The sequence below is a fragment of the Bifidobacterium apri genome (assembly GCF_009299485.1).
Classification (GTDB): Bacteria; Actinomycetota; Actinomycetes; order Actinomycetales; family Bifidobacteriaceae; genus Bifidobacterium; species Bifidobacterium apri.
Window position 1 is genome coordinate 148,026 of sequence record NZ_WBSO01000004.1, and the last position, 26,486, is coordinate 174,511.

The 26,486-nt window shown below is 59.6% G+C and carries 23 protein-coding genes, 1 other RNA gene and 1 pseudogene; 23 read left to right on the top strand and 2 right to left on the bottom strand.

Annotated features, from left to right (window positions below; all coding sequences use genetic code 11):
• The first annotated feature begins 29 nt into the window (after positions 1 to 29).
• The 8 genes from DSM100238_RS04410 to DSM100238_RS04445 all read left to right on the top strand — a co-directional run bounded on the left by DSM100238_RS04410 (position 30) and on the right by DSM100238_RS04445 (position 7,320).
• A complete protein-coding gene (locus DSM100238_RS04410) occupies positions 30 to 593 on the top strand; it encodes a type II secretion system F family protein (RefSeq protein WP_152355486.1) in 564 nt (187 codons plus the stop codon).
• A gap of 303 nt (positions 594 to 896) precedes the next feature.
• Positions 897 to 1,190 (top strand): DUF4244 domain-containing protein, encoded by a 294-nt coding sequence (locus tag DSM100238_RS04415; protein ID WP_152355487.1) that lies wholly within the window; start codon positions 897 to 899, stop codon positions 1,188 to 1,190.
• Between the two features lie 28 nt (positions 1,191 to 1,218).
• Positions 1,219 to 1,743: a TadE/TadG family type IV pilus assembly protein gene (locus DSM100238_RS04420; RefSeq protein ID WP_240812339.1), complete on the top strand. Its 525-nt coding sequence runs from the start codon at positions 1,219 to 1,221 to the stop codon at positions 1,741 to 1,743.
• Positions 1,740 to 2,093 carry an Rv3654c family TadE-like protein gene (locus DSM100238_RS04425; RefSeq protein ID WP_152355488.1) on the top strand — a complete coding sequence of 118 codons (354 nt, stop codon included), beginning with the start codon at positions 1,740 to 1,742 and terminating at the stop codon, positions 2,091 to 2,093. The genes DSM100238_RS04420 and DSM100238_RS04425 overlap by 4 nt, the downstream gene beginning before the upstream one ends.
• A 127-nt stretch (positions 2,094 to 2,220) precedes the next feature.
• Positions 2,221 to 5,007: a DNA polymerase III subunit gamma/tau gene (dnaX, locus tag DSM100238_RS04430; RefSeq protein WP_152355489.1), complete on the top strand. Its 2,787-nt coding sequence runs from the start codon at positions 2,221 to 2,223 to the stop codon at positions 5,005 to 5,007.
• A gap of 102 nt (positions 5,008 to 5,109) precedes the next feature.
• Positions 5,110 to 5,712, top strand: a complete 603-nt coding sequence (recR, locus tag DSM100238_RS04435) for a recombination mediator RecR (RefSeq protein ID WP_152355490.1) — start codon at positions 5,110 to 5,112, stop codon at positions 5,710 to 5,712.
• Positions 5,713 to 5,847: 135 nt separating this feature from the next.
• Positions 5,848 to 6,618, top strand: coding sequence for an aspartate kinase (locus DSM100238_RS04440; RefSeq protein ID WP_015449757.1), 771 nt, complete (start codon positions 5,848 to 5,850; stop codon positions 6,616 to 6,618).
• 135 nt (positions 6,619 to 6,753) lie between these two features.
• Positions 6,754 to 7,320, top strand: a complete 567-nt coding sequence (locus DSM100238_RS04445) for an ACT domain-containing protein (RefSeq protein WP_152355491.1) — start codon at positions 6,754 to 6,756, stop codon at positions 7,318 to 7,320.
• A gap of 671 nt (positions 7,321 to 7,991) precedes the next feature.
• Here the strand turns inward: DSM100238_RS04445 and asd are convergent.
• The gene (gene asd / locus DSM100238_RS04450) at positions 7,992 to 9,086 is read right to left on the bottom strand and encodes an aspartate-semialdehyde dehydrogenase (protein ID WP_152355492.1); all 1,095 of its coding nucleotides are present in this window, start codon (positions 9,084 to 9,086) and stop codon (positions 7,992 to 7,994) included.
• A 238-nt stretch (positions 9,087 to 9,324) separates the two neighbouring features.
• Positions 9,325 to 10,338, bottom strand: coding sequence for a ribose-phosphate diphosphokinase (locus DSM100238_RS04455; protein WP_152355493.1), 1,014 nt, complete (start codon positions 10,336 to 10,338; stop codon positions 9,325 to 9,327).
• A 244-nt stretch (positions 10,339 to 10,582) separates the two neighbouring features.
• Between DSM100238_RS04455 and rpsF the strand changes: the two genes are divergently transcribed.
• From rpsF to DSM100238_RS04530, 15 genes and pseudogenes are all read left to right on the top strand, one after another.
• Positions 10,583 to 10,876 (top strand): 30S ribosomal protein S6, encoded by a 294-nt coding sequence (gene rpsF, locus DSM100238_RS04460; protein WP_015449761.1) that lies wholly within the window; start codon positions 10,583 to 10,585, stop codon positions 10,874 to 10,876.
• A gap of 80 nt (positions 10,877 to 10,956) precedes the next feature.
• Positions 10,957 to 11,598 (top strand): single-stranded DNA-binding protein, encoded by a 642-nt coding sequence (locus tag DSM100238_RS04465; protein ID WP_152355494.1) that lies wholly within the window; start codon positions 10,957 to 10,959, stop codon positions 11,596 to 11,598.
• A gap of 52 nt (positions 11,599 to 11,650) precedes the next feature.
• Positions 11,651 to 11,899: a 30S ribosomal protein S18 gene (gene rpsR / locus DSM100238_RS04470; RefSeq protein WP_015449763.1), complete on the top strand. Its 249-nt coding sequence runs from the start codon at positions 11,651 to 11,653 to the stop codon at positions 11,897 to 11,899.
• A gap of 16 nt (positions 11,900 to 11,915) precedes the next feature.
• Positions 11,916 to 12,362 (top strand): 50S ribosomal protein L9, encoded by a 447-nt coding sequence (rplI, locus tag DSM100238_RS04475; protein WP_026650709.1) that lies wholly within the window; start codon positions 11,916 to 11,918, stop codon positions 12,360 to 12,362.
• 709 nt (positions 12,363 to 13,071) lie between these two features.
• A complete protein-coding gene (locus DSM100238_RS04480) occupies positions 13,072 to 14,487 on the top strand; it encodes a polysaccharide deacetylase family protein (protein ID WP_167511032.1) in 1,416 nt (471 codons plus the stop codon).
• Positions 14,488 to 14,567: 80 nt separating this feature from the next.
• Positions 14,568 to 14,664: signal recognition particle sRNA small type (gene ffs, locus DSM100238_RS04485), an RNA gene on the top strand.
• 241 nt (positions 14,665 to 14,905) lie between these two features.
• Positions 14,906 to 15,223: a hypothetical protein gene (locus DSM100238_RS04490; protein WP_152355496.1), complete on the top strand. Its 318-nt coding sequence runs from the start codon at positions 14,906 to 14,908 to the stop codon at positions 15,221 to 15,223.
• Between the two features lie 324 nt (positions 15,224 to 15,547).
• Positions 15,548 to 16,192, top strand: coding sequence for a hypothetical protein (locus DSM100238_RS04495; protein WP_152355497.1), 645 nt, complete (start codon positions 15,548 to 15,550; stop codon positions 16,190 to 16,192).
• Positions 16,193 to 16,212: 20 nt separating this feature from the next.
• Positions 16,213 to 17,727: an efflux RND transporter periplasmic adaptor subunit gene (locus tag DSM100238_RS04500; protein ID WP_152355498.1), complete on the top strand. Its 1,515-nt coding sequence runs from the start codon at positions 16,213 to 16,215 to the stop codon at positions 17,725 to 17,727.
• Positions 17,724 to 18,443: an ABC transporter ATP-binding protein gene (locus DSM100238_RS04505; protein WP_152355499.1), complete on the top strand. Its 720-nt coding sequence runs from the start codon at positions 17,724 to 17,726 to the stop codon at positions 18,441 to 18,443. The genes DSM100238_RS04500 and DSM100238_RS04505 overlap by 4 nt, the downstream gene beginning before the upstream one ends.
• A 139-nt stretch (positions 18,444 to 18,582) precedes the next feature.
• Positions 18,583 to 19,716: an ABC transporter permease gene (locus DSM100238_RS04510; protein WP_167511033.1), complete on the top strand. Its 1,134-nt coding sequence runs from the start codon at positions 18,583 to 18,585 to the stop codon at positions 19,714 to 19,716.
• 571 nt (positions 19,717 to 20,287) lie between these two features.
• On the top strand, positions 20,288 to 21,526 hold the full coding sequence (locus DSM100238_RS04515; RefSeq protein WP_240812340.1) for a phosphatase PAP2 family protein: 1,239 nt from the start codon (positions 20,288 to 20,290) through the stop codon (positions 21,524 to 21,526).
• A 77-nt stretch (positions 21,527 to 21,603) separates the two neighbouring features.
• Positions 21,604 to 24,388: pseudogene (gene topA / locus DSM100238_RS04520) on the top strand (type I DNA topoisomerase); the annotation flags it as partial.
• 244 nt (positions 24,389 to 24,632) lie between these two features.
• A complete protein-coding gene (tmk, locus tag DSM100238_RS04525) occupies positions 24,633 to 25,322 on the top strand; it encodes a dTMP kinase (RefSeq protein ID WP_152355502.1) in 690 nt (229 codons plus the stop codon).
• Positions 25,319 to 26,470 (top strand): DNA polymerase III subunit delta', encoded by a 1,152-nt coding sequence (locus tag DSM100238_RS04530; RefSeq protein WP_152355503.1) that lies wholly within the window; start codon positions 25,319 to 25,321, stop codon positions 26,468 to 26,470. The genes tmk and DSM100238_RS04530 overlap by 4 nt, the downstream gene beginning before the upstream one ends.
• Positions 26,471 to 26,486: the final 16 nt, after the last annotated feature.

A 26,486-nucleotide genomic window follows, 5' to 3' on the forward strand; every position in this document is an offset into this window, starting at 1 on the left:
AACCGGTCAGATTCGGGAAGGGGGAATGTGTGGGTGTTCAGGCTGCGATGATGTTTGCTGCGTTGGCCTCGTGCTGCGCGGCATTGTGGTTGGTGGTGCGCAGGTCGGGGCCGTCTGCGATTGGCCGGGTTGAGGCGGCTTGCCGTCTTGCGGATGATGGGCTTGGTCCCAGTGACGCGCTTGTGTTGCAGATGCTTGCGGTCGCGCTGCGCAAGGGTGCGTCGATTCCGTGTGCGTTGGACGCGGTGGGCGATGTCGCCGGCGGGTTGTCGGGCGATGCGTTGTGTCGGGTGTCGCAGGCGTTGTACCGGGGTGTCTTGTGGGATGATGCGTGGCGTGTCGGGGATGATGTCGGCTTGCCGGTGTGCCGACTGATTGGTGAGGGTTTGCGCGACTCGTGGGAGCATGGTTCTTCTCCGGTGCGGGGATTGGAATTGGCGGTGCAATGCGCTGACCGTGATGCCCGCCATGCCATTGAGCAGGGGGCGGCTGCGTTGTCGGTGCGTATTTTGCTGCCTATGACGTTGTGTTTTCTTCCGGCGTTCGTCATGATTGGCGTGGTGCCTACGGCTATGTCGCTGATTGGGGGATGACTGGCAGCAGCCGGTGTCCGGTGTCCAGCGGGATGCCGGGTGGGGTGTCCTGTACGACGGGCGGGTTGATGCGGCGGACGGGGAACGCATCCCGGCAGTGCGATGGGGTGATGGTCGTGCGTGAGCAAGAGCGAATCTGACCATGTGGGCAAGGCAATGTGGACGAGGCAATGTGGACAAAAGTCGTCTTTCGACCACATTGCCAGGCAGGGGTTCCTCCCTGAGGTTCCCGTCGGGCACACTGGGGATACCGCCAAAGCAGGCGGTGCCCGGAATTCCGGGCTGTATCGGAAAGGAATAACCATGACCGGCATCAACCAACCTCCAATGTCAGGGAAAACGGGGTTCATCACAGCCATGCGCAATGCTCCGAAGGCGGTGGCGCGCAAAGCCAGGGAACGCGCGTGCATGATTGACGCGACGATCCGCCTGCAAGCCCTTGAACCGCAGAAAGGCGCGGCGACCGCGGAATACGCGATGGTTCTGGTCGCGGCTTGTGGCTTTGCCGCTGTACTGTTCGCGGTCATCAAATCAGATGTGGTGAAGAATCTGGTGATCGCTCTCATCAAGGGTGCGTTGGAGTTGAAGAAGGGCTGAGATGGGGAACACATGTGAACGGCCTTGCATGAAAGCAACCGGAGGCCACGGCGTCGTTCAGGGGATGGGCGGCGTATCGGGTGCTCGCCGGAGTGTCGATGGGGGATTCGGCACGTCGGAGGCAATGCCCGCTCGGTTGTCGGGGGAACAGTGGCAGGGGGCCGGTGTCATACAAGGCCGTTCTCATGGCTTCACGCAGGACGGTCAGCGGGGTGCTATCACCGCCGAGTTCGCGATGGTGCTTCCCATCGCTGTCGTGCTGATGGTGCTGTTGCTGTCGTTGACGCATGTGGCGACTGTCTCGATGGCGTGCCAGGACGCGGCGTCCTCAGCCGTCCGCGAACTGGTGGTCGCCAAGGTCCCCGCTCAAAGCGATCAGGCGCGGAATATGGTGTCGGCGGCTACTGTGGCGGTCGCGGGGAAAGGGGCCACGGCCACGGTCTCGGAGGATGGGGGATTGGTCACTGTACATACGCAGTGCCCGGTCGTATCCGGGATGGGCAACGTGCTGCCGGCGTCAGTGCGTGGATCCGCGAGCGGAGCATCCTCGTGATCGGCGCTCGTCGTCAGCGGGGCTCGGCGGTGGTGCTGATGGTGATGGTCATGTCCGTCGCCTGTGTCGCGGTACTTGTCGCGGCTGCGGTTGGCCATGCGAGAATCACTGGGAATCGGGTCAGATCGATGGCGGATACCGCCGCAGTGTCCGCTGCGGTCGCGCTGGGTGATGGCCATGCGAATCCATGTTCAGCGGCCAGGCGTGTCGCTCGCGCCGACGGAGCGGATATATCGGTCTGCAAGGTCGAGGGCGAGGATGTCACGGTGAGCGTGCGCTACGAGTACCGGCATGGTTTCGGCATGGTGATCGTGAAAACTTCGCGCGCGGGGCCGGTGGCATGCGGGTGAGGTGTTGTGGCGTGTTCGTGTTCCGCCGCAACGCTAGATTGGTGGAAGGGACATTGGTGAATGTGGCGCGGTAGTCTGCGCCGCGTATGCTTGTAAGGCACGTTTGCGGCATATGAAGGAGTTGGACATGGCGTTGGCATTGTATCGACGGTATCGTCCCGATACGTTTGACGGGGTCATCGGGCAGGATCAGGTGACCGTACCGCTCAGCCGGGCGCTTGACCAGAACAGGCTCACCCACGCCTACCTGTTTTCCGGACCGCGTGGATGCGGCAAGACCAGTTCCGCACGTATCCTCGCGCGCTGTGTCAACTGTGCGAAAGGCCCTACTTCGCATCCGTGCGGCGAGTGCCCCAGTTGCAAAGACCTCGCCACGGGAGGTCCGGGCTCCATTGATGTCGTGGAAATCGACGCGGCAAGCCACAACGGTGTCGACGACGCCCGTGAACTGCGTGAACGCGCCGGTTTTGCGCCGGCCCGCGACCGGTACAAGATCTTCATCCTTGACGAAGCGCATATGGTCACCCAGCAAGGGTTCAACGCGTTGCTGAAAATCGTCGAGGAACCGCCGGAACATGTCATGTTCATCTTCGCCACCACGGAACCCGACAAGGTGATCGGTACCATCCGCTCCCGCACCCACCACTACCCGTTCCGTTTGGTGCCGCCGGAAATCATGGGACCATACCTCGAGGGGATCTGCGAGAAGGAGCAGATCAAGCCGGAGCCGGGCGTGCTCAAGCTTGCCATGCGCGCCGGCGGTGGTTCCGTGCGCGATACCCTGTCCGTGCTTGACCAGCTCATGGTGGGTTCCGAGCATGGTGTCATCTCCCATGATGCAGCGGTCGCGCTGCTCGGTTTCACCCCGGATTCGCTGATCGGCGAGGCGATTGACGCGATTATCGATCGCAACGGCGAGCAGCTGTATGGGGTTGTGCAGAAGGTCGTGGTCGGTGGATTCGAGCCGCGACGTTTCGTGGAGGATCTGCTGGCGCGCGTCCGTGATCTTCTGGTGCTCACGCTGGGCGGAGATCGTGCTGAGAGCGTGCTCAGCGACGATGCCGCAGTCGAAGATATCGCCGATCTGCATCGGCAGGCGTCCGCGCTCGGGCTGCGTTCGTTGACTTCCATTGCCGACACCATCAACGACACGCTGGGCACGATGAGCGGTGCCACGTCGCCGCGCATGCGTTTGGAACTGCTGGCGGCCCGCCTGCTGGCAGGCCGCGAGGAGAATGTATTCGGCCCGGCCTCTACCTCAGCATCGGCGACGGCATCAGGTGCACCAGGCTCATCGGCCGCTCCGGCACAACAGCAGAACGGCAATGCTCCGAGGCGCGGCGGTTTTATCGACTCGACGCGCAATAAGCGCAACATGCAAGCCCAATTCGCCGGGCAACATCAAACCGCTATGCCTCAGACCGGCGATTCGGGTGTTCCGGGAGCAGCTGCCCAGCAGGCGCCTTCCACTGCCGCAGCGTCGGATCATGCCTCCGCTGGTACGCAGACACCCGCCATGGCGCCATCCGCAGGCGACAATCAGGCGTCGCAGCCTGGCAACAGCCCCGCACAGGCCGGACCTGCGCCGCAGGACGCCGCCAGTGTCGAGGAACGTTGGCAGGCCGTCCTGAACAAGTTGCCGTCGGATATCCGCGAGTATGTCGATCATCCTCGGGTGCCGTCCGTGCGGCTTATCACCGGCCCTGCAGGAAAATCCAAGCTCCTCATGACCTTTGCCAAGCCTATCGACCAGCATGCGTTCGCGCTCGCGGTGTCCTCCGACGAAGCGCACGACGGCAAAAAAGCCGCGGTTGTGGTTCAAGACGCCGTCAAAGAGATCTTCGGCGAAGGTGCGCGCATTTCGCCTACGCCGACCGCGGCGAACGGGGAAACCGTCGAATCCATTAGACGGATGTCGCCGGAGCAGGTCAGCCAAGTCAAACGCGAAATCGCGCTCGCGAAAGCGAAACAGAGTGCGGCGACCCTTGCAGCAGTGACGGTCGGCATGCATGCCGGCTCCACCGGTAAGGAAGCGAAAACCCCGGGAAGCAGTGATAACGCGCAAGATGCCGACGATCCCAGCCACCGAGGAAGAGGAAGCGTCCCGGCAGCGGCTGCCATGACGCCAACTGCCACAATGACACCCGCTGCCGGTACGGCAGGATTGAGCCCGAGCATACCCGCCGACGCGGCGTTTGCCGACGATGACCCATGGATGCAGCCGTTGCCGGTCAACAAACAAACCACCGGCCACGGTCCCGCCTCGCCTGCGCACGCGGAAGCATCACAATCTGCAGATGACGGACAATCAGCCGTGCAACCGCATCATGGCAAGCATGTGGCGGTTCCTGACATCAGCGATGGCATCGACCCGTGGGCAGTACCAGCCACGCCTGTCGCGCCTGTCATGTCCGTCTCTCCCGACGCACCGATTCCGCCGACTGACGCACACAAGCCAGCATCATCGCCCACTACAGGCCAGCAATCGTCCAATAACAACAACCAAACGCAGACGACCCCGCAAGACGATCCCTGGATGCCGTTGCAAGCGGATGGGAATGAGGCGGAGGATTCCGCGCACATCGCCGATGCGCACACTCCAGAACCGCAGGATTACCCGGAACCGGTGGAACCGCAGGACGATCCCTGGGCGCAACAGCCGGACGATTTCGGATCACGGGACATGTCACCGCAGCCCGGAACGCCTGATAGTCCACAGGTCCCACCGGAAGAAGACGAGTATTCGCTCAACGACGAATCGCTCGGAACAGCCACCGGGCTCAGCGTCGAAGAGCTCAAAGAACTGTTCGAAGTGAAGAAGATTGAGCAGTTCGCCCCCGACGATCCGAAGAATCCTAAGAATCTTCAGCCGCCGAACCGTCACAATAGTATGGACGCTTCATCCCAGAAATGACGGATGAAACGCCCGCAACCGATCCCGACACGACACTCGTCGCTCGAAATCAATAACGGTTGCAATCCAGTCGACAAACCCAAGGCAAGAAGGAGCCTGACCATGGCATTGGCTTATGACGGCGCAATCCAGCGTCTGATCGACGCATTCGCCAAACTTCCCGGCATCGGTCCCAAAGGCGCGCAACGCATCGCCTTCTACCTGCTGTCCGCCAACGACGACGAAGTGCGCAACCTTGTCGAAGCGATCACCGATGTCAAAGAAAAAGTCCGATTCTGCGACGTGTGCGGCAACGTGTGCGAAACCAGCCCCTGCCCGGTCTGTTCGGATCCCAGGCGTGACCAGTCCATGATTTGCGTGGTCGAAGAGCCCAAAGACGTGATGAGCATCGAACGCACACGCGAATACCACGGCCTGTACCACGTACTCGGCGGAGCCATCAACCCCATGGCCAACGTCGGCCCGGCAGACCTCAACATCCCCAAACTGCTCGAACGCCTGCAGAACCCTGACATCAAAGAGATCATCCTCGCGCTCGACCCGAATATCGAAGGGGAGGCGACCACCAGCTACCTCAGCCGCCTGCTGTCCCCGCTCGGCATCAAAGTCACCCGCCTCGCCAGCGGCTTGCCGGTCGGCAGCGACCTCGAATACGCGGACGAAATCACCCTCGGCAGGGCACTCGCCGGCAGACGCGAGGCATAAAGCGCCAAAACCTTGCCGTTATGCCGTTCCGTATGCTGGTCACCATGCGACCCGCCATATTCCGCGGCTCGTATAATCGACTCACTTGCGTACAATACGGGCGCAGGACATTCCTTTAGAGAAGATAGGACAATCGTGGCTCTTATCGTGCAGAAGTACGGTGGCTCTTCGGTCGCCGATACTGACTCGATCAAGCGTGTTGCCAAGCGTATCATCGAGACGAAGAACGCTGGCAACGACGTCGCTGTAGTGGTTTCGGCTATGGGAGACACTACCGATGACCTCATCGACCAGGCGATGAGCATCGATTCGACCCCGCCGGCCCGTGAAATGGACATGCTTATGACGGCAGGCGAGCGTATTTCCATGAGCCTGTTGTCCATGGCCATTCATTCCGCCGGTTCTCACGCCTACTCGTTCACCGGATCCCAGGCCGGTTTCATGACGGACGCGCGGTTCGGCGCGGCGCATATCCGCGCTGTCAAGCCTGACCGTGTCCGTCATGCGCTTGAAAAAGGTAGCGTCGCAATCGTCGCGGGCTTCCAAGGCATCAATGAGGACGGCGACGCCACAACGCTCGGCCGTGGCGGTTCCGATACGTCCGCTGTCGCGCTGGCTGTCGCACTTGGTGCCGATGTGTGCGAGATTTACACTGATGTCGACGGCGTGTTCACTGCCGATCCGCGTATCGTTCCGACCGCCCGCCGCATCCCGGTCATCGATTATGAATCCATGCTCGAGATGTCGTCCTGCGGCTCGAAGGTGCTCGCTTTGCGTTGTGTCGAATACGCGCAACGCTTCGGCATGCCGCTGCATGTGCGCAGCTCCTTCTCCCACCGCAACGGGACGCTGATCCTGCCTGAGGGCGTCAGCCCGGCATCGGTGCCGAACCTTACGCGCAAGTAGCATCCAGACAGCTCCGGACTGCCAACGCGAGGCGAACGCCGAACATAACCGCATCACAAGATCACAAAACACAACACATACGTACCGCAACACGTACACAACACATACCGTAAGTTGCACTGATTCGAGGAAACAATGAACGAGAACGATAACAAATCCATGGGCGACCTGTTCCCCGACCTCGGTCCTGAGACCCCGGTCATCTCCGGTGTCGCGCACGATCGCAGCGAAGCGCTGATCACCGTGCGTCGCGTGCCCAACGAGCCTGGCATGGCCGCGAAGGTGTTCACCAAGCTTGCTGAAGTCGGCGTGAATGTGGACATGATCGTACAGGCCAGCGCGTCCACCGGCACGGCGGATATTTCATTCACCGTCCCGGAAACCGCCGTCAAGCAGGTGCAGGATCTGCTGCAGAACAAGCATGATGAGCTGGGCTACCAGTCCTTCGACGTGAACACGAGCGTCGGCAAGGTCGCGGTGGTCGGCGTGGGTATGAAAACGCACGCCGGTCTGGCCGCCAAGTTCTTCAATGCGTTGAGCGACGCGGGCATCAACGTGCTCATGATTTCCACGTCCGAGATTCGTATCGCCGCGCTTGTTCCGCTTGATCAGCTCGATGATGCGGTGCGTGCGCTGCACACCGCTTACGGTCTCGACGCGGATCAGGTGGAGGCCGTGGTGTACGGCGGCACTGGCCGCTGATTCAGGTGTGAACCCTGCCTGCTCTTGCCTGTTATGTATGGCAGTGGGCAGGGCGCGGACAGCAGACTGATGGCAATGGCGGAGTGCCTGTGCCGACTGTTTTTGCGTCGGTGCAGACACTCCGTTGTTTGTTGTGTTGTGGGTTGTTGTTGGCTGCAGGCTACCGCCCTGTGCGGCTGACAACTTGTGTGCTGCCGATGTGTGCGGCTGACGGCGGGTGCTGGCGATGCGTGACCGGCCACAGGTAACCATGCCATCGGAACTATTCGGGACTATCCGGAACTATCGGAGGTCACCTGGAAGCAGCGGCGTATGTCCCGGCATACGTATCTGCCTGGATCTGTTGGTATGGCGGGTTCTTGTTCTTGGTTCTGTGCTGTTGTGTATGCCCTGGCATGCGTAACGTTCGTGGTGAGGTTCGGATGTTGGGGTGTTTTGGTGTCTCTGTGCCGTTGCGTATGTCCCGGCATACACAACAGATCAAAACACCTCGTGCCGGATATAAAAACGGCGGTATCTGCCCATTCGCGTATGTCTTGCCATACACAAACGATCAGATACCGCCGCCCAATGCAGCGATAGCCGCCGTGGCAACTTACCGTGGCAACCTACTGTGGCAACCTACCGCGCTGCTTACCGTGGCAACCTGCCGTGGCTACCTGCTTCGCTGCTTACTTCGCCTCGATGTACCCGAGCGCGTGCAGCATCTCAGCGCATTCGAGCGCACCGCCGGCAGCGCCGCGCAAGGTATTGTGCGCGAGTCCGACGAACTTCCAGTCGAAGATGGAGTCAGGGCGCAGACGTCCGATGGAAATGCCCATGCCGCCCTCATAATCGACATCCAGCTTCACCTGCGGGCGATCATCCTCGGTGAGGTACTGGATGAACTGCTTCGGCGCGTGCGGCAGCCCGAGCTTGGCGGCCTCACTGGTGTAGTTCACAAGACGGTCGACGAGCTCTTCCTTCGACGGATCCTTGCCGAAGTTGATGAACACGGTGGACGTGTGACCGTTGAGCACAGGGACGCGGATGCACTGCGAAGTGATGCGCAGCGGGCCGTCGAACGGCACGATCTGGCCGGTAGCGTCGTCCACATGGCCGAAGACCTTGAGCGGCTCCTTCTCGGACTTCGCCTCTTCGCCGGCGATGTACGGAATGATGTTGCCGACCATTTCCGGCCAGTCCTTGAAGGTCTTACCGGCACCGGAAATCGCCTGATACGTGCTGACGATCACCTCATGCGGCTCGAATTCCTTCCATGCGGCGAGAGCCGGGGTATAGGCTTGGATCGAGCAGTTCGGCTTGACGGCGATGAAGCCGCGAGTGGTGCCCAGACGCTTGCGCTGGTACTTGATGACCTCGAAATGCTGCGGGTTGATTTCCGGAACGACCATCGGCACGTCCGGCGTCCAGCGGTGGGCGCTGTTATTGGAGACCACCGGTGTTTCGGTTTTCGCGTACTGTTCCTCGATGGCGCGAATCTCATCCTTTGGCATATTCACTGCGGAGAACAGGAAATCGACATCCGCGGAGACGTCTTCGACATCCGCCACGTCCTTGACGACCATGGACTTGACGAATTCGGGCATCGGGGTTTCCATTTTCCAGCGTCCGCCGACAGCCTCCTCGTAGGTTTTACCGGCGCTGTGCGCCGATGCTGCGAGCGTGACCAGCTCGAACCACGGGTGATTTTCGAGCAGGGTGACGAAGCGTTGCCCGACCATGCCGGTTGCGCCGAGAATGCCGACCTTGATTTTCTGTGACATTATGGCCTTTCGATTGCAAGGGTAACTGCGCAGTACAATGCCCGAACCTTCGGTCGTGTACGTGTGCGAGCCATGCTAGCAGAACGCATACTCAGCAATCGTCCGGCTTTCATATCGTGGTCGGTTGGTTTCGGCTCGGCAGTAAGGTTTCGTGCGGCTTGCAGCACCGCGTCGTTGTGATGATGCAAGCCGGTGAACCGATTCGATGGTGCTCCGTGGGTTACGCGTGCTCCGTGGGTTACGCGTAGATGTTGCGCGGTCGCATGTCGTCGGGCAGCCCGTTGAGCAGCGTGGTGACCGACCCGGACTCGAAGACGGAACGGATGCCGGCTGCCAGCAGCGGCGCGACGGACAGGACGGTCATATTAGGCAGGCGCTTGCTCTGCGGTACGGGCACGGTGTCCATCAGCACGATTTCGCGGGCGCCGCAGTCCCTGAGCCGGTCGATGGCTGGGCCGGACAGCAAGCCGTGCGTGGCGACGAGCGTGACGCTTTTCGCACCGGCCGACCGCAAGGTTCGTACCGCCTCGCAAATCGTGCCCGCGGTGTCGATCATGTCGTCGACGACGATGCAGTCGCGGTTTTCGACCTCGCCAATGATGCCGTGCGCGACCGCATGATTCGGCCGCGTGATGTCGCGGGTCTTGTGGATGAACGCGAGCGGCAGACCGCCGAGTTTCGCAGCCCACTGTTCGGAAACCTTGATGCGGCCTGCGTCGGGGGATACGACGGTCGCGTTCTCCATGGGCATGGAGCTGCGCACGTAGTCGAGCAATACCGGCATGGCGGTGAGGTGATCGACCGGGCCGTTGAAGAACCCTTGCTCTTGGGACGCGTGCAAATCGACGGTCATGATGCGGTCGGCGCCCGCGGTGCGGAACAGGTCGAACATCAGGCGTGCGGTGATGGGTTCACGGCCTTGGTGTTTTTTGTCTTGACGTGAATACCCCATGAACGGCGCGACTACCGTGATGGATTTCGCGGATGCGCGTTTGAGCGCGTCGACCATGATGAGCTGCTCCATCAGCCATGTGTTGATTGGCTCGGTGTGTGATTGGATGACGAACACGTCAGCGCCTCGAACCGGTTCGGTGAAGCGGATGTACATCTCGCCGTTCGCGAAATCATATGCGGTGGTCTCCAGCAGATGGGTGCCCAGATATTCGGCGGTTTCCTGGGCGAGCTGGGGATAGGCGCGTCCCGTGACCACTGCCAATCGCTTGTCCGGTTTGCCTTCGAGAATTGCCGACATCTTGCGCCTTCCCGACCCTTTGGTCGATTGATGGGATTGGAACATCACCTAATATAACAAGGCTGGGGCATAAGCTGGCGCGCACGGTTTCGCAGTGGGCGGCAAATCGGGCGTGCCGCGGAACATGCGACGAAAGTCAGCGACCGGGAGTATGCTGGCATGGTTGTCCGCAGCACCTGCGGGCAGTCGCATACACACTCCTGCCGTGGAAGGTCCGCGGCCTTTAGTCCGAAGGAGGTGGGTGATGTCTGCGCATAAGTACGAACTGATGTTCATTGCCGATCCTGAGCTGGATGAGCGCGGTCTGAAGAAGCTGACCGAGCAGTATCTGGAGATCGTCACCAAGGAGGGCGGTTCTGTCGACGGCACCGATTACTGGGGTCGCCGCAAGCTCGCCTATGAGATCCAGGGCAACACCGAAGGCAACTATGTTGTCGTCAACTACACCGCTGAGCCGGCCACGAGCGACGAGCTCGACCGTCTGCTTAACCTCAGCGAGTCCGTTATCCGCACGAAGATCCTTCGCAAGGATAAGTAAGTCGTTCAGCATTGCTGAAACAAAGCTCAACAAAACGTCCGATTCACAATCTGATCCGCAACAGATAAGAAGGTAGCGTCATGGCAGGCGAGACAACAATCACCATCATCGGTAATCTCACCGCCGACCCGGAGCTGCGCACTATCGGCAGCGGGGCGACGGTCGCGAGTTTCACCATTGCTTCCACCCCACGCACCTACAACCGCAACAGCGGCCAGTGGGAAGACGGGCAGGCGCTGTTCATGCGTTGCTCGGCGTGGCGAGACATGGCGAATCATGTCGCGCAGTCCCTCACCAAGGGCATGCGCGTCATCGCACAGGGTCGCCTGCAGCAGCGTTCCTATCAGGCGCAGGACGGTTCCAACCGTACTGTTCTCGAGATGCAGGTTGACGAAATCGGCCCTTCCCTGCGGTACGCCACCGCACAGGTGACCCGTCAGAGCTCCGGCTCCGGGTTCGCCGGCAACCGTGGCGGGTTCGCAGGCAACGCGGGGAACACCGGTAATGGCGGATTCGCCGGCAACGGTAGCTACCAGGGTGGCGCAGGCTACTCGGGCGGCTACACCGGTGGCGCTTCTGCTGCGCCTGCCATCCAGCAGGCACCTGCCGCCCCTGCCGCGGATCCATGGGGTACCTCGGGTTCCAGCCAGTCGGGATCAAGCTTCGGATCTTTCGGATCCAGCGATGATTTCGGTGGTGATTCCGAAGAACCCGAGTTCTGACGAAGAGCTTTGCTTTTAGCAGTAAATACGTTTGCACTAAGGAGAACATCAGATGTCACGCAAGAGGCCGCAACCGCCGGTCAAGCCGTTCAAGAAGAAGCCGAATCCACTCAAGGCCGCCAAGATCACCGAGATCGATTACAAGGACGTCGCGCTGCTGCGCAAGTTCGTGTCCGACCGCGGCAAGATCCGTTCCCGCCGTATCACCGGCGTGACTGTCCAGGAACAGCGCGAGATCGCGAAGGCCGTGAAGAACGCCCGCGAGATGGCTCTGCTGCCGTACGCCACCACCGGTCGCTGAACAGGAGGATATCGACATGGCTGAAACCAAGATCATTCTCACCCAGACCGTGGCCAACCTGGGCCACGCCGGTGACGTTGTCGAGGTGCGTCCGGGTTACGCCCGCAACTACCTCTTCCCGCAGGGTCTCGCGTTCAAGTGGACCAAGGGTGCCGCCGCTCAGATTGAAGCGATGAAGCGCGCTCGCCAGGCCAAGGCTCTCGCCACCCGCGAAGACGCCGTCGCCGCCAAGGCCGCTATCGAAGGCACGGTCGTCGAGATCGCCGCCAAGGTGTCCGAGTCCGGCAAGCTCTTCGGCGCTGTGTCCGCAGACGCGATCGCTTCCGCCCTTGCAGACAAGGCTCCGATCAGCCCGAAGTCCATCAAGGTCGAGACCATCAAGACCACCGGCGAATTCCCCGCCACTGTGGCCCTGCACCCGGAAATCTCCGCTTCCTTCACCGTCAAGGTCGTCGCGGAGTAACCGATTCCAGACTCCGGCCATGCCGCCGATTGAGGCAAATGACATGACCATATCAGTCTGAGCTTAAGCATGCGAAAGCCCCCGAATCCGGGGGCTTTTGTGTTTCCTCGTCCATGCGTTGGCGTCAGTGCCGAATGCTGTCGGGTGCTGTCTTGCTCCACAGGTTGCGATAACTTCGGTGGGGATGGGTGTCCGGCCGGTTGCGGCGTGTCAGACGGTAATGTCTGAATGCGATACGGGGTTTACGGCGATGGGCCGTGCCCGGCGCTGATCCCCCACGGAATCGTGGGAGAACTCGGCGGAATCCGTGATTCGGGGGTATGCTCCCACGCCGGGGCCGGGAGTTTGTCACATTCCTGGGCCTTTGCGAAAAATCTCCCAACAGGAACGTTGGAATCCGGCGTTTCTCGAAATCGGCCCCGAAGCCTCCTGTCGGGAGTTTATCTGCGGAATGCCGTATTCCCGCCAAACTCCCGCAAATGTGTGAGAATCCACCGACCGGATTGTTGATTTGGATTTCTTTGGGCTGATCCTCCGTGCGGAACCGGTGGCATCATCCATCATGGACTTGTCGTGACATCGACCTGTCACGCCGCGACCCGTCACCGCCCCATGGGATAATGGCATACATCGCGACGTACGCGATGCGACAATGATGCGGCGGGTTGGGATTGTCATACGGCGTGAATCCGCACGGAAGGGGAAAGCCATGGTGCTCCAGCGCGATACCTCACATGTTTCAGCGACTGCGGCAACCCGTAAGCCGCATACGCCGAGACAAGGCGTCAGATTAGCAATCGCTGCGGCGCTCGTTGTGGCGTTGTCCTCGAGCGTATTCCTGCTCGCCGGTCTGGCCGCGTACGCGTGGTATCGCCGCGCACTGGCGGACTGTGTGGAATGGGGCAATACGTACCGGCTGATGGATGAGCATGTCGCAGCGTTATCCAATCAGGCCACTGTGATCGCAAATCGCGTCTCCCAGACCAAAGATGTGGACCGCAAATCGCTGGACAAGCTCGATGCCACCGCAGCGCAGGCGTCAGCGCAGCGACGGCAGGCTACGGCATCGGTGCAGACGGTTGGCGATGTCCCGTCGGCATGCCGGGCGAAACAGTCGCCGCTTGCACTTCGATCGCATGTCAACGTCTATCGTGATGCGGCTCTGGCGCTCAAACCGTGGGTGGGGCGACTGCGCAAGTCTGAACATCCGGTGGCCGTGCGCGTGCTGGCGCAAGACAGCCAGACGCTGGATGAAACAGCTGGCAGAATCCGTGCAGCATTGCCGGGCGTGCGCGAACTGGCCCGGGAAACCACAGGATTGCATGACCATCGCGTTTCCCGCGAGCTGCATAAGGCTATCGAGGCCGCCCAATCCGTGACGGATAAGCCGAATCAGGCGTCGTACGGAACGCTGCTCGATACTGAACGACAGCTGTTCGCGCGTGCTGATGCGGCGGTGCGTGCCCGGAATATTGAGCGGGGGATTGATTGTGGACGTACAGCGTGCGTGGCGCTCACCTTTGATGACGGCCCGCGCGCCGGCACAAGCCAGCAGGTCACAGCGGCATTGCGACGGGCGGGAGATCAGGCCACATTCTTCGCGATAGGCGGGGCGGTCGACGATGTCACACAGACAATGCTGCGCAACGATACGCGGTACGGCATGCCGGTGGGCAGCCACACGATGTCCCACATGGATTTGCCGATGATTATGCGTTCAGGAGCTGAGCATCGGGAATTCGACGAGGCGTCGGCACGTATCGCTCAGGCAAGCGGACGACCGGTCACCCTGCTGCGTCCCCCTCATGGTGTCGCGGATGAGGCAAGCCGACAGTATCTTGCCGACCAACTTGGCGTGGGAATTGCCTTGTATGATGTCGATTCCTATGATTGGGCGGTTGGCGCGACCGCGAGGTCGGTCCAGTGGAAGGTCACCGCCCAAGTGCGGTCGGGTTCGATCATACTCATGCATGACATTCACAGCCATACGGCTGCAGCCTTGCCGCATATCCTTGATGCCTTGCGGGCGAAAGGCTACAGGACGGTCACGATTACGGAATTGATTGACCGCTATCCACGTCCGGGATACGTGTACTACTCGCGGGACAACATCATTCCCTGGTAATCGGGTAGGGGCCGTGGCGACGTGGGTTGAACTGTTGTGCGCGGCTGATTCGTGTTGTCCGCGCGATTGGTGTATACTCACATACGCCTCCGCATGGCGTTACGTCACCCAACTCCCCCAGGGCAGGAATGCAGCAAGGGTAAGTGGCCTCTGACGGGTGTGCGGAGGTTTTCTTTTACCATTTGCGCATAGGGGCACGTGGAGTCGGGCGTATAGGAAAAACGTGGTGTTCTAGACCCAGTTTCGGTCATTGGACGTGCCGATGCCGGTCGATTGCTGCTATCGTCGCGTTTCTTCCACCCGTGCTGGGTGTCGGCAGTTGTGGATGCATCGACTGTCCGAATGGCGGGCATACCATTTTCAGTGAGAACAATGAATGTTAGCGTAATAAAACTTATTCACATCACGAAGGAGCAATATGAATAAGAAAAAAGGAGCTGTGTCAGTGCTGATTGCATTGTTGACATGCAGCCTTGCAATTCCAGCGAATGCAGCATCATCAGGTGATTACCGTGCGGCTGGGGTAAACATTCGTAATTCCACAGGAGTAAGGCGTAGCAGAGTGCTTGGTGCAGGGTATCCCGGCCAGCGGCTGACGGCGTACTGTGAGGAATGGAATTACGAAGAAAACAGTGGGGACTGGTTCTATCATCAAAACAGAAGGACACGCATCAAAGGGTATTCCCTCGGAAGATATCTGCGGGTGGATCGGCTCGTGCCACACGGCTGCTACTGATTTGCAAGTTATCCGATAGTCAAGGAACATACGGGGGGAAATATCGTGGGAACATGCCGTCGCTCGCTTACTGTACTTTGCACGATGCTGTTGTGCATCTCGTGTGCTGCCTGCGGGGCTGACAATACGAACGACAATGCGCTCAGCGCCGCAGATTTATACGGTTCCGGGCATACTGACAAAAGTACGAGTCAGCCGTCGTCGACAACGACATCCCGAGCGGAGGACGCTGCACCATGGGTTTCCCCCTTTGACACGTATTTTCTCGAAGGAGAAAGAGAACATGTCGTCGATCAGGCGCGAGATCGTCTTGTACGTGCTTGCATGACTTCCCAAGGTTTTGAATATCAAGGTGATGTGGGCGCCTCTGACGAATCCGCAGGTGAAGCAGACGCTGATTTCGCTGCAACATGGGGGCCTTCTGATGAGGATACCGCGCGACAGTATGGATACGCCGCGCCGATCACGGCAAACAGCGAAGGCGGTGGAGCGGCTTCAGCATCCTATCCCTCGGGCTATATACATGCCTTGATCAACGAGGAGAACACCGGGTGCATTGACCAGGCCGATGCTCGACTGGGGTATGGCGATACCTGGTTCTCCGCCATGGGGGCATATGAGAAAATCCGCGATGATGCAGATGCCAAGGCTCTCGCTGCGGACAAAGTGCATCGAGTGATGCAGCAGTGGGGAACTTGCATGGCAAATCGTGGTTATACCAACAGGGATCCGAGAGAATTGGTCGGTGAATACGCTGACAGGCAGGCGGGGACTTCGCCGGACACTGCGGAGCAGAAAGCCGCCATGGCTGATGCCGCATGCAAGGTATCCACAGGATTCATGCAGACAATTCGCGAATCATACGCGGAAGCGGAGCGGCAGGCGGTGTCGGACAACCAAGCGACGATGGACCAGATAAAACAACTATCCGAAACCATATATGCCAATGCGAAACGAGAACTTGCATAGCATCGGTGAAACAGGTGACAATGCGTAAGAAGCGAAGCAAACGCGAACACATTACCGATGCCGGCATGAGGGAAGATATCGTTCCCATGAACGAGGCAGTACACACCACGCGGAAAAATGCGATAGGGCGCTGGTTGAGGGCTCATTGGATTATCGTGGTTGCGGCGTGCTCTTTGCTGTTTTCTGTTTTCGGATTCATGTTAGGGTCAACGATTCGTTCTCCCCAGGATGTTGCCGCATCTCAGCAGGAACCGGAGCCATCGTTAATCACTGCGACGGTGACGCAAACAGAACTGGTCGATGGTGTGGACGTACATGGGACAATACAGCCCGAGCATATTGTCGAGTTGACTGGGCAAGGCCAAGATGGTGCGGGTTCGGGACAGACAAGCTCCGGAAACCAGACGCATGATTCAGCATCATCCGCTGGAACATCGCAGGAGACGATATCTTCGTCATTGGTGGTGACGTCGCTGCCTGTCGCGGTCGGAGACAGCGTAGGCAACGGTACAGTCGTCGCGGAGATCTCGGGACGTCCACTGTTTGTTTTCCATGGGACGATACCTGCATACCGTGATATCAAACCGGACGATCAGGGTCCGGATATAGCGCAGCTGCAGCGCGCTTTGGTGGATATGGGATTGCTTAAGGAAAAGCAGATCACATCCGTTTTCGATTCTGCAACCAGGAATGTGGTCGACACATTATATGCTTCACACGGCTATCGGGCAGAACGCACCGATGACGGCGATGACTCGGCTTTACGGCAGGCCCGCGCAGCTGTACGCGCTGCACGGAGACAGTTGCAACAAGCTCAAACTGCTACCACATGTACAAATCATGATTCATCAAAGGGGAGCGAATCGGAAACGGATGATACTTCCTGCACGATTGGTGACGGTGGTGTAATCAGCGTTCAAGACGCAACTCAGGATCTTGTCGATGCGCAAGATGCATTGTCTCTGCTGGAACGGCGGACCGGCATTATGATACCAATTGGTGAAATCAGTTTTATTCCTTCCTCGCAGGCGACAGTGAGCGAGTTGCCTGTGCCGGTGGGGGCAAATGCATCCGGGACTGTTGTATCCTTATCAACTTCCGGGACAGTATACCGTGCATCGGTCGATTCCGCTGTCGCGGCAACTATCAAACAGGGAATGACAGTGACTTTTGATGCATCAGCGATGCAGAACTGCTCTGTATCAAACATCAGCGATGCTCGCGCGGCATCTGGCACGAGCACCATGGTCACGGTTTCATGCGACAGAGGAATGGATGCAATCCCCTCTAATACAACCGTAGACGCCACAATAATCCGGCGCGCCTCGAACGGGAAAGTGCTTACGGTGCCGCTATCTGCTGTCGGTAAAGCTCCGGACGGTACTACAACGGTTATTGTCCGCAAGAAAGGCGATAGGCTCCTGCGTATCCCAGTCACGACTGGTCTGAATGCAAACGGGCGGATTGAAATCGCAGGGACTGACGGCAGTTCTATACGTGCGGGGACAACTGTCGTGGTGGGAGGAAAATCGTGAAAAACACGATGGTGACGCCGCTCATCGAACTTGAACACGTTGGCAGGAGATACCCCGGTGTCGTGCCAACTGAAGCATTGCGTGATGTTTCACTGTCCATTATGCCAGGCGAGTTTGTCGCGATTCTTGGTCCCTCTGGGGCCGGTAAATCGACGTTGCTCAACATCCTTGGCATGCTTGATGCTCCGACCTGTGGCACGTACCGATTCAACGCTTTGAGGACAGACGATATGCCTGAGCGAAGAAAATCGCAAATACGAGCCCAATACATCGGGTTTGTATTCCAGGCTTTTCATCTTCTTCCATACCGCAGTGTCGAAGAGAACGTCGCGATGTCGGGGTTGTATGCAGGGGTCGCGGTTCAAGAACGAATGTCGCGCGCTCGGCGGGCACTTTCCAAAGTAGGACTGGAACATAAGGCGAACTCCGGTCCGTTGGATTTGTCCGGAGGCGAACGTCAGCGCGTCGCCATTGCTAGGGCAATTTGCAACAACCCGAGGGTCGTGGTGTGTGATGAACCGACAGGAAATTTGGATTCACAGCGCGCGGAGTCAATCATGGAGATTTTCAGCAACCTGAATCGTGAAGGCCAAACCGTGGTGATGGTAACGCATAATGAAGCGCAGACGCGGTTCGCCCATCGCACGATACACATGAGCGACGGGATGATTATCGAAGACAGCGCACAGTCTGTGAGCAAGGGCACCGATGCATAGCGAATGGAACTTTCATGCGGGACATCCGGAGAATGGTTCGTGGCCAGACCGGTACCGCGGCTCAAGCATTCGATGCGTTGATGTGTTCCGCGAAGTTGTTGCGTCGTTGTGTGCTCAGCCGGGACGCACAATATTGACTTTGTTCGGAACAGTGTTGGGCGTGGCGGCTTTCGTCGCGGTCACCGGGATCGTTCAGACTGCCACTGGACAAATCAGCGACGGATTCTCGCAACTCGAAGCGACTACAGTAAGGGTCACCGATCAGGAGCCGAAACTCGCAGGTGACGCATCTCTGGGCTTCCCGATCGATACGGCGGAGCGTCTGTGCAATCTCAACGGTGTATCGGATGCGACTTTGATGTGGGTCGTTGACGACGAGGCACACCCTCTTTCGATTGCAACGGACCCGTACACGGAGGCGTCTATGCTTCCAGGCTATAGCGTGATTGCAGCGGATAACCATATAGCCGGTTTCGCCGATCACGGCATGACCGCGGGATCGGCACTGGATGCCTTTCAGGTTGATACAGGCGTCAGAGCCGCGATGCTGGGATCTCAAACTGCGAAACGGTTGGGAATAACAGATTTGGCTGTCCCACGAACTATCTATCTGGGCGGAGAGTCATTTTCCGTAATCGGGATCATGTCATCCTCGTCGCGCATTCCGCAGCTCGACACGTCTGTGGTGATTCCCGATACGGTAGCACTTGGCTGGTTGGGTGCACCGACACAGCGGAATCCGGCTCGTGCCGTGGCCTCAACGGAAACGGGGGCAGCTTCACTCATCGCGCGTCAAGCTCCTTACGCATTGCGTGCTGATGCCCCGGAACGTGCACTTGCCGATGCACCTCAAGACTGGTCAAAGGCAACACGCGGAGTGCGCAAGTCGATGACTGGTCTGGTTGCTGGTCTGGCGGGGCTGTCATTGCTGATTGGTTGTGTGAGCATTGCGGGCGCGACTATGGCATCGGTAACCGAACGAATTCCTGAGTTCGGTCTGAGGCGATCTCTTGGAGCCAGAACAACTGATATCGCGATACAGATTATCACTGAAACCGCTGTTATCGGCATTATCGGTGGATTACTCGGCGGCAATATCGGATTGGTGATCATCGTTGTGGTGAGCATTTCACAATCATGGACTGCGGTAGTCGATCCGTTGCTCCTGTTGCTTGGCCCTGTCATCGGTGTGATATCTGGGGTAGCGGCAGGAATATGCCCTGCTGTTCGAGCATCACGCATTAGTCCGATTGGGGCATTGCAACATGGATAGCGCATAGACGTATCGTTTGAATAAGGGTTTCCATACATGCACACAGATATGCCACGTACGGGTCTGGCAGGTATAGTCAATGATTATGGACGAGAATGAACAAGACCCGCACGTGACACAGCAGGACCAAGCCCCGGTTGCCCCGGTGATGCCTGGGGCACCGGCTCCGACACGGGAGAATACTGCTCCGGGTGCGCCATCGTCCGGCGCATCTGTGCCGTCCGGCGGGTTTGCGGCATCCGAACCGTCTTCGGCGCCGACTTCGCCGGCTTCCCCGGCCGCGCCGCTTCGACCCGTATCAGGCGATACAGACGGTGCCCTCGCCGCTCACACTCCCAACATTCCCAGTGTTCCGCCGATGCCACCGCTTCCCTCGGTATCAGTGCGTGCCGTTGGGACACAGCCGGATCAGCCGTCATTCTCAGATACGTCACACCCACACAGGCAATCGCAGCCAGAACGTGCTTCAGACTCGGTAACGTCAACAGTTCCGCAACAGCCGGCAGACACCACGTCGGCCAGCCAACCCGCAGACCATACCGGCCAAGCCGAATCCGGCGCTCGCCCATCCATGCTCTTCCCACAGACTGATGACATTCAGGGGCAGCAAGCGCGCCGGCAGCCGGCGAAACCGATGTTCACTCCGCTGCCCGGTACGGAGAGCGACGACGACAATCTTGAGACCAGAGCGCTCTGGCCGTCCGACCCACTTGAATCATCCGCGTCGTCCAAACGCACCCGCGGTAACCGGGCGAACGCGGACGGCCATGACGGCGGCGTCGCCGGTTCGGACGGTCGCACTCCGGAAGCCTCGGAATCGTCGCCGGCCAACGCAACGGCATCAGGAGACAGCGATCTCGCAGTCGAAGGCATGGACAAAGGCCTTGCCAGGCTTGACCCGCTTGCCGTCCACCCGCGCCTTTCCAGCAGGATTCTGTGCGTGGTGTTCGCCCTGTTGCTGCTTGCCGCCGCCGCTGGCGTGTGGTGGCTGGGCGTGCGCACGGCGAACGGGCAGAATTTCGATGATGAAGTGTGGCTGTTGCTCAATGCCTCGCTGCCGTCTTGGCTGCGCTCGCTGGTGCATCTGCTCGCCGTATCGAGTACTGTGATTGCCATCAGTGTCGTGTGCGCGCTTGCAGGGATTGTGGTCGCGGTCATCCGCAAACGGTGGTGGCTGCTCGGGCAGCTTGTCGTGTTCGCGGCCGTATGTTACGGGTCTTCGCTGTTGAAAGGTGTTCTGCCTCGTCCGTACTTGCAGAACATCAATTCTTCGACCAGCAATACGGCGCCATCCGGGCATACGTTACTTGCCGCGGCGGCTGTTGTGGTCCTTGTGTGCGCGGTGTCTCGTGCGTGGCGTGCCGCGTGTGCCGCCGTCGGCTCGGTCTATGCGATGCTTGTCGCGCTGTCGCTGGTTGCTGGGAAGTGGCATCGTCCCACGGATGTCGTGATGAGTTTGCTGATTGTCGGCGGATGGGCATTGCTGGTTCTTGCTTTCACGCGCACGTCTGGCATGGATGAGATTGGCACGCGTTCGGCTTCGGCGAGTATCCAGATCGTCGGCAGCGTGATGATTACCGGCGGTATCATGCTGAGTCTGTATGGGGCGTATCTGGTGTGGCAGATCGAACCGGGACTTTCGCTGGGGGCGAGCTGGACGCAATCTGGTGCTTGCGTGGCGACGACCATGCTGGTGTGCGGCGTGTCGATGCTGGTATTCGGGCTGGTGCTTGCGATGCGGCAACTCACCGCTTCACCGTTGACAAAACTCGGTCTGGTCGGTGCCCCGCCGGCCCCACCGTTAAAGTAGCACGGCACACCAGATGCGGCGTTGACCATACGCCGTGAGTATTATGGCGTTCCGTAAGCAGTACGTAAGGAGGGGCAATGACAGCCGGCACAAAGCTCGTTATCGTGGAGTCTCCGACGAAAGCGAAGAAAATCGCGGGATACCTAGGTGATGGATATACCGTGCTCGCATCGGTCGGCCATATCCGCGACCTTGCCCAGCCAAGCCAGGTGCCCGCATCGAAGAAGGACAAGTTCGGCAAGTTCGGCGTTGATGTGAACGACGGATTCGAGCCGTATTACATCGTCGGTCCGGATAAGAAGAAAACAGTCTCCCAGCTCAAGGACGCGTTGAAGAATGCTGACGAGCTGTATCTGGCGACTGATGAGGATCGCGAAGGCGAGGCGATTGCATGGCATCTCGTCCAGACCCTCAAACCGAAGGTTCCTATCAAGCGGATGGTGTTCCACGAGATCACGCCTGAGGCGATCAAGGCTTCGCTGACCAAGACGCGAGATGTTGACGACCACATGGTGGACGCGCAGGAAACCCGGCGTGTGCTTGACCGTCTGTACGGCTATGAACTGTCGCCTGTGCTGTGGCGCAAGGTCGGGCCGGGCTTGTCGGCTGGCCGTGTGCAGTCGGTGGCTACACGCCTGATCGTTGAGCGCGAACGCGAACGCATGGCTTTTGTGAAGGCCCCCTACTGGGATGTCGTGGCGACCTTGTCGGCGCCGGGCGCTGAGGGTGAGCCGGTGCGCTTCGACGCGCGGATGGTGCAGCTTGGTGGCAAAAGACTCGCCACATCCAAGGATTTCGGTGCGGATGGCAAGCTCACGCCGGCAGGCTTCGCTGACAACGTCTGCCAGCTTGATGCCGAGGGCGCCGCGGCGGTCGCGCAGGCGTTGCGTGAGGCTCCGTTCACGGTGGAATCCATGGAATCCCGCCCGTATCGCAGGCGTCCGTTGCCGCCGTTCACGACATCCACATTGCAGCAGACCGCCGGCAACCGGCTTGGCATGAGCTCCCGCCAGACGATGCGTGCCGCGCAGGGATTGTACGAGAACGGTTTCATCACGTATATGCGTACCGATTCCGTCACCTTGTCGCAAGAGGCCATCGCTGCGGCTCGCCATGCCGTCGAATTCCATTTCGGCAAGAAGTTCCTGTCTGATGCGCCGAAACAGTATGCGACCAAAACCGCTGGAGCGCAGGAGGCGCACGAATGCATCCGCCCGGCAGGCTCCAGTTTCCGCGATCCTGACGATGTGGCGCGCAAGGTGCCTGCGGATCAGGCGAAACTCTACCGGCTGATCTGGCAGCGCACGTTGGCATCGCAGATGGCCGACGCAACGGGTTCGACGGCGACGGTGCGTCTGAACGCATCTGCGGGGTCTCGCGGCGAGGCCACATTCCAGGCGTCCGGCACGGTCATCGAATTCCCCGGATTCATGCGGGCGACCGGCGAAGGCAAGCGTGCCGCACAGCCGGCATCCGCTTCTGCCGGCGATGCCGTGTCGAATAAGGCGTCCGCCTCACAACACAAGACGGGCAAGGAGGACGAGAACGTTTCGTTGCCTCCGATGCAACCGGGAGACGTGCTCAACGCCGACGATGTGAAGGCGGACGGCCATGAAACGCAGCCCCCGGCACGATATACGGAAGCTTCGCTGGTCAAGACCTTGGAAGCCAAGGAGATCGGACGCCCGTCAACCTACGCGAGCATCATTTCCACGATTATCGATCGAGGCTACGTGTACGAGCGCGGCAGGGCGCTTATCCCCTCGTGGCTGGCGTTTGCCGTAGTCAAGCTGCTGGAGACGAATTTCCCGAAGTATGTGGACTATCAGTTCACTGCTGATATGGAAAACGGTCTTGACCGCATCGCACGAGGCAAGGAGACCGGCAAGGAATGGCTGACCCGCTTCTATTTCGGGTCCGGTGATGGAGCGGCGGCGAATGCCGATGAAGCGCATGAGGGTCTGCAACAGCAGGTCGCGCAACTGGGCGAGATCGACGCGCGCGCCATCAACACCATTGAAATCGGCGACGGTCTGCACGTGCGTGTCGGGCGCTATGGCCCGTATCTTGAGGATATGAACCATGTGGACGCTGAAGGCAATCCCAAGCGGGCGTCCTTGCCGCCGACACTCGCCCCTGACGAGCTGACCGTCGAGAAAGGCCATGAGCTGATTGACAGCAACGCTGGCGGTCCGCGCGAACTGGGTACCGACCCTGCGACCGGTGGCATCGTCGAGGTGCGCAACGGCCGATTCGGCCCGTATGTCTCCCTGACCATCCCGCAGGCGCAGGACGCGCAGGGCAAGACCGGCGCGGCAAAGAGCGGTAAGAAGAGTACTGCCGCGAAACCGAAGATGGCTTCGCTGTTCAAGTCGATGAAGCCGGAGACGGTGACATTGGAACAGGCGTTGCAGTTACTGAGTTTGCCGCGTGTCGTCGGCACTGTTGAAGAGGCTGACGCAAAGACCGGTGAGATCAAGCAGGCGACCATTTCCGCGAGCAACGGCCGGTATGGCCCGTATCTGACCAAAACCACGGCTGACGGTAGCTCCGAGACGCGGTCGCTGAACAGTGAGGACGAGATTTTCACCGTGGACTTGGCAAAAGCCAAGGAGCTGTTCGCCCAGCCGAAGTATCGGCGTGGTCGTGGTAGCGGAACCGCCAAGCCGCCGCTGCGTGAACTCGGCAACGATCCGGAGACCGGCAAGCCTGTGACAATCAAGGACGGTTTCTACGGGGCATATATCACCGACGGTGAGACGAACCGTACGTTGCCCAAGCAGTACACCCCCGAATCAATCGATCCGCAGGAGGCTTTCCGGTTGCTTGCGGAGAAACGCGCGGCTGGTCCGACCAAGCGTCGCACTCGTCGCACTTCGAAATCCAGCGCCAAGAGCACGACGGCGAAGAAAACCACAACCAGGAAATCCGCCGCTAAGAAGGCCTCGACCGCTTCGACGGCTTCGAAAGCTTCGGCAACGAGGACTTCGGCCAAGACGTCCACAGCGAAGAAGACCGCGGCAGCCAAGAAGACCGCAGCTGCGGGCTCATCGTCATCCCGAGCAAAACGCAGCGCCAAGACCGCAACCGGCACGAAGGAGCAGTAATGACCGCACACGCCCCAGCAGGCCTGTTCATTTCCTTTGAAGGTGTTGACGGGGCGGGCAAAACCACGCAGGTCGAACGGTTGCGTGACTATTTCGCGCAGCAAGGCAGACGGGTCGTAGTGACACGTGAGCCCGGCGGCACCGGACTCGGCGTGCGGTTGCGGCAGATGCTGCTGCATGGAGGCGACATAGCCCCGAGAACGGAGGCGCTGCTGTTCGCTGCCGATCGTGCGCAGCATGTGGCGGAGGTCATCGTTCCTGCGTTGGATCGTGGCGATATTGTCATCACGGACCGCTATCTCGACTCTTCGCTCGCGTATCAGGCTGGTGGACGCGAACTGACTGTAGACGATGTGCGCGGCTTGAGCATGTGGGCGACCGGTGGACTGTTGCCGCAGCGCACGTATCTGCTTGATGTCGATCCGCAGGTTTCGCATAGGCGGCTCACTCACGGTGAGGATCGGATGGAATCAGCTGGGTATGATTTTCAGCGTCGCACGCGCGAGGAATTCCTCAATCTTGCCCGTGCCGACGCTGGGCGTTTCCTCGTGGTCGATGCGTCGGCGGGTATCGAGACCGTCTGGGATACTATCCGTACCGATGCTGATGCACTGCTTGGGGGAGTGGCGGCATCAGCATCAGCAGGAATATCAGATGATGCGCAGCAGACGGGGGAATGCAGACCATGAGCGTATGGGATTCTATTGTCGGGCAGAAACCGGTGGTCAGCCAACTGAGCGCGATTGCGGCGGGCGACCCTAGGGCGATCGCCCAATCGTGGCTGATTTGCGGGCCTCCGGGTTCGGGGCGTTCGAATGTCGCCAAGGCGTTCGCTGCGGCGTTGGAGAGCCCTGATCATGGGCTGGGTGAGGAGCCGACGCGTGCCACGCATCTTGTGCTTGCCGGGTCTCATCCGGATGTCACGGTCTTGTCCACCGACAAAGTGACCATCAGCATCGACGAAGTGCGTGAACTGATCGGTATGTCGGAGCAGATGCCGAGTATTTCGCCCTGGCGCATCATCATTATTGAAGATGTCGACCGGATGCTTGAACGCACTACCAACGTGCTGCTCAAGGAAATCGAGGAACCGGCGGAACATACGATCTGGCTGTTGTGTGCGCCGAGCGCGCAAGACGTGTTGCCTACGATTCGTTCGCGTACACGCATTGTGAACCTTGCCGTGCCGTCGAACAGTGCGGTTGCGCGGTTCCTTGAAGAGCATGACGGTGCCGACCCCGCTTTGGCATCCCGTGCGGCGCGGCTCGCAGAAGGCCATATCGGCATTGCCCGTCTCTACGCGGGCAACGACCAGGTGCTTGCCGACCGTGACGAGCTGGTAGTCGGGGTGCTTGGCATGCACAAGGCGTCGGATGCGGTGTTGCTTGCCGGCCGGCTTACTGACAGCGCCAAAGCGCAAGCGCAAAGCGATGTCGATCGTCAGGCGCAGCAGGATGAACGTGAGTTCCGGCGTGTCAACGGGCTGGGGGAGAAGGATCGTATCCCGCCTAAGCTGCGTTCCGCATACCATGCGATCAGCAAGAAGGATGACCTCAAACGGCGGGCTACGAGACGCACGCGTGATGTGCTTGACCGCGCGTTGACCACTGTGGCGAGCATCTATCGTGATGTCGCCGTCATTCAGAACAATGCTGATGATGCTGTCGGGCTCATTAATCTCGAAAATCGTACAGCGATCACCGAGCTGTCTGTCAGATTGACACGGCGCGATGCCGTGCGCCGCTTGGAAGACATTGCGACCGCCCGGCGCAGACTTGCCGGCAACGGTAATCCGCTGCTGGTGTTCGAAGCGTTGTTCTGCGCGTTGTTGGTCTAAGGGTGTGGGCGTTTCC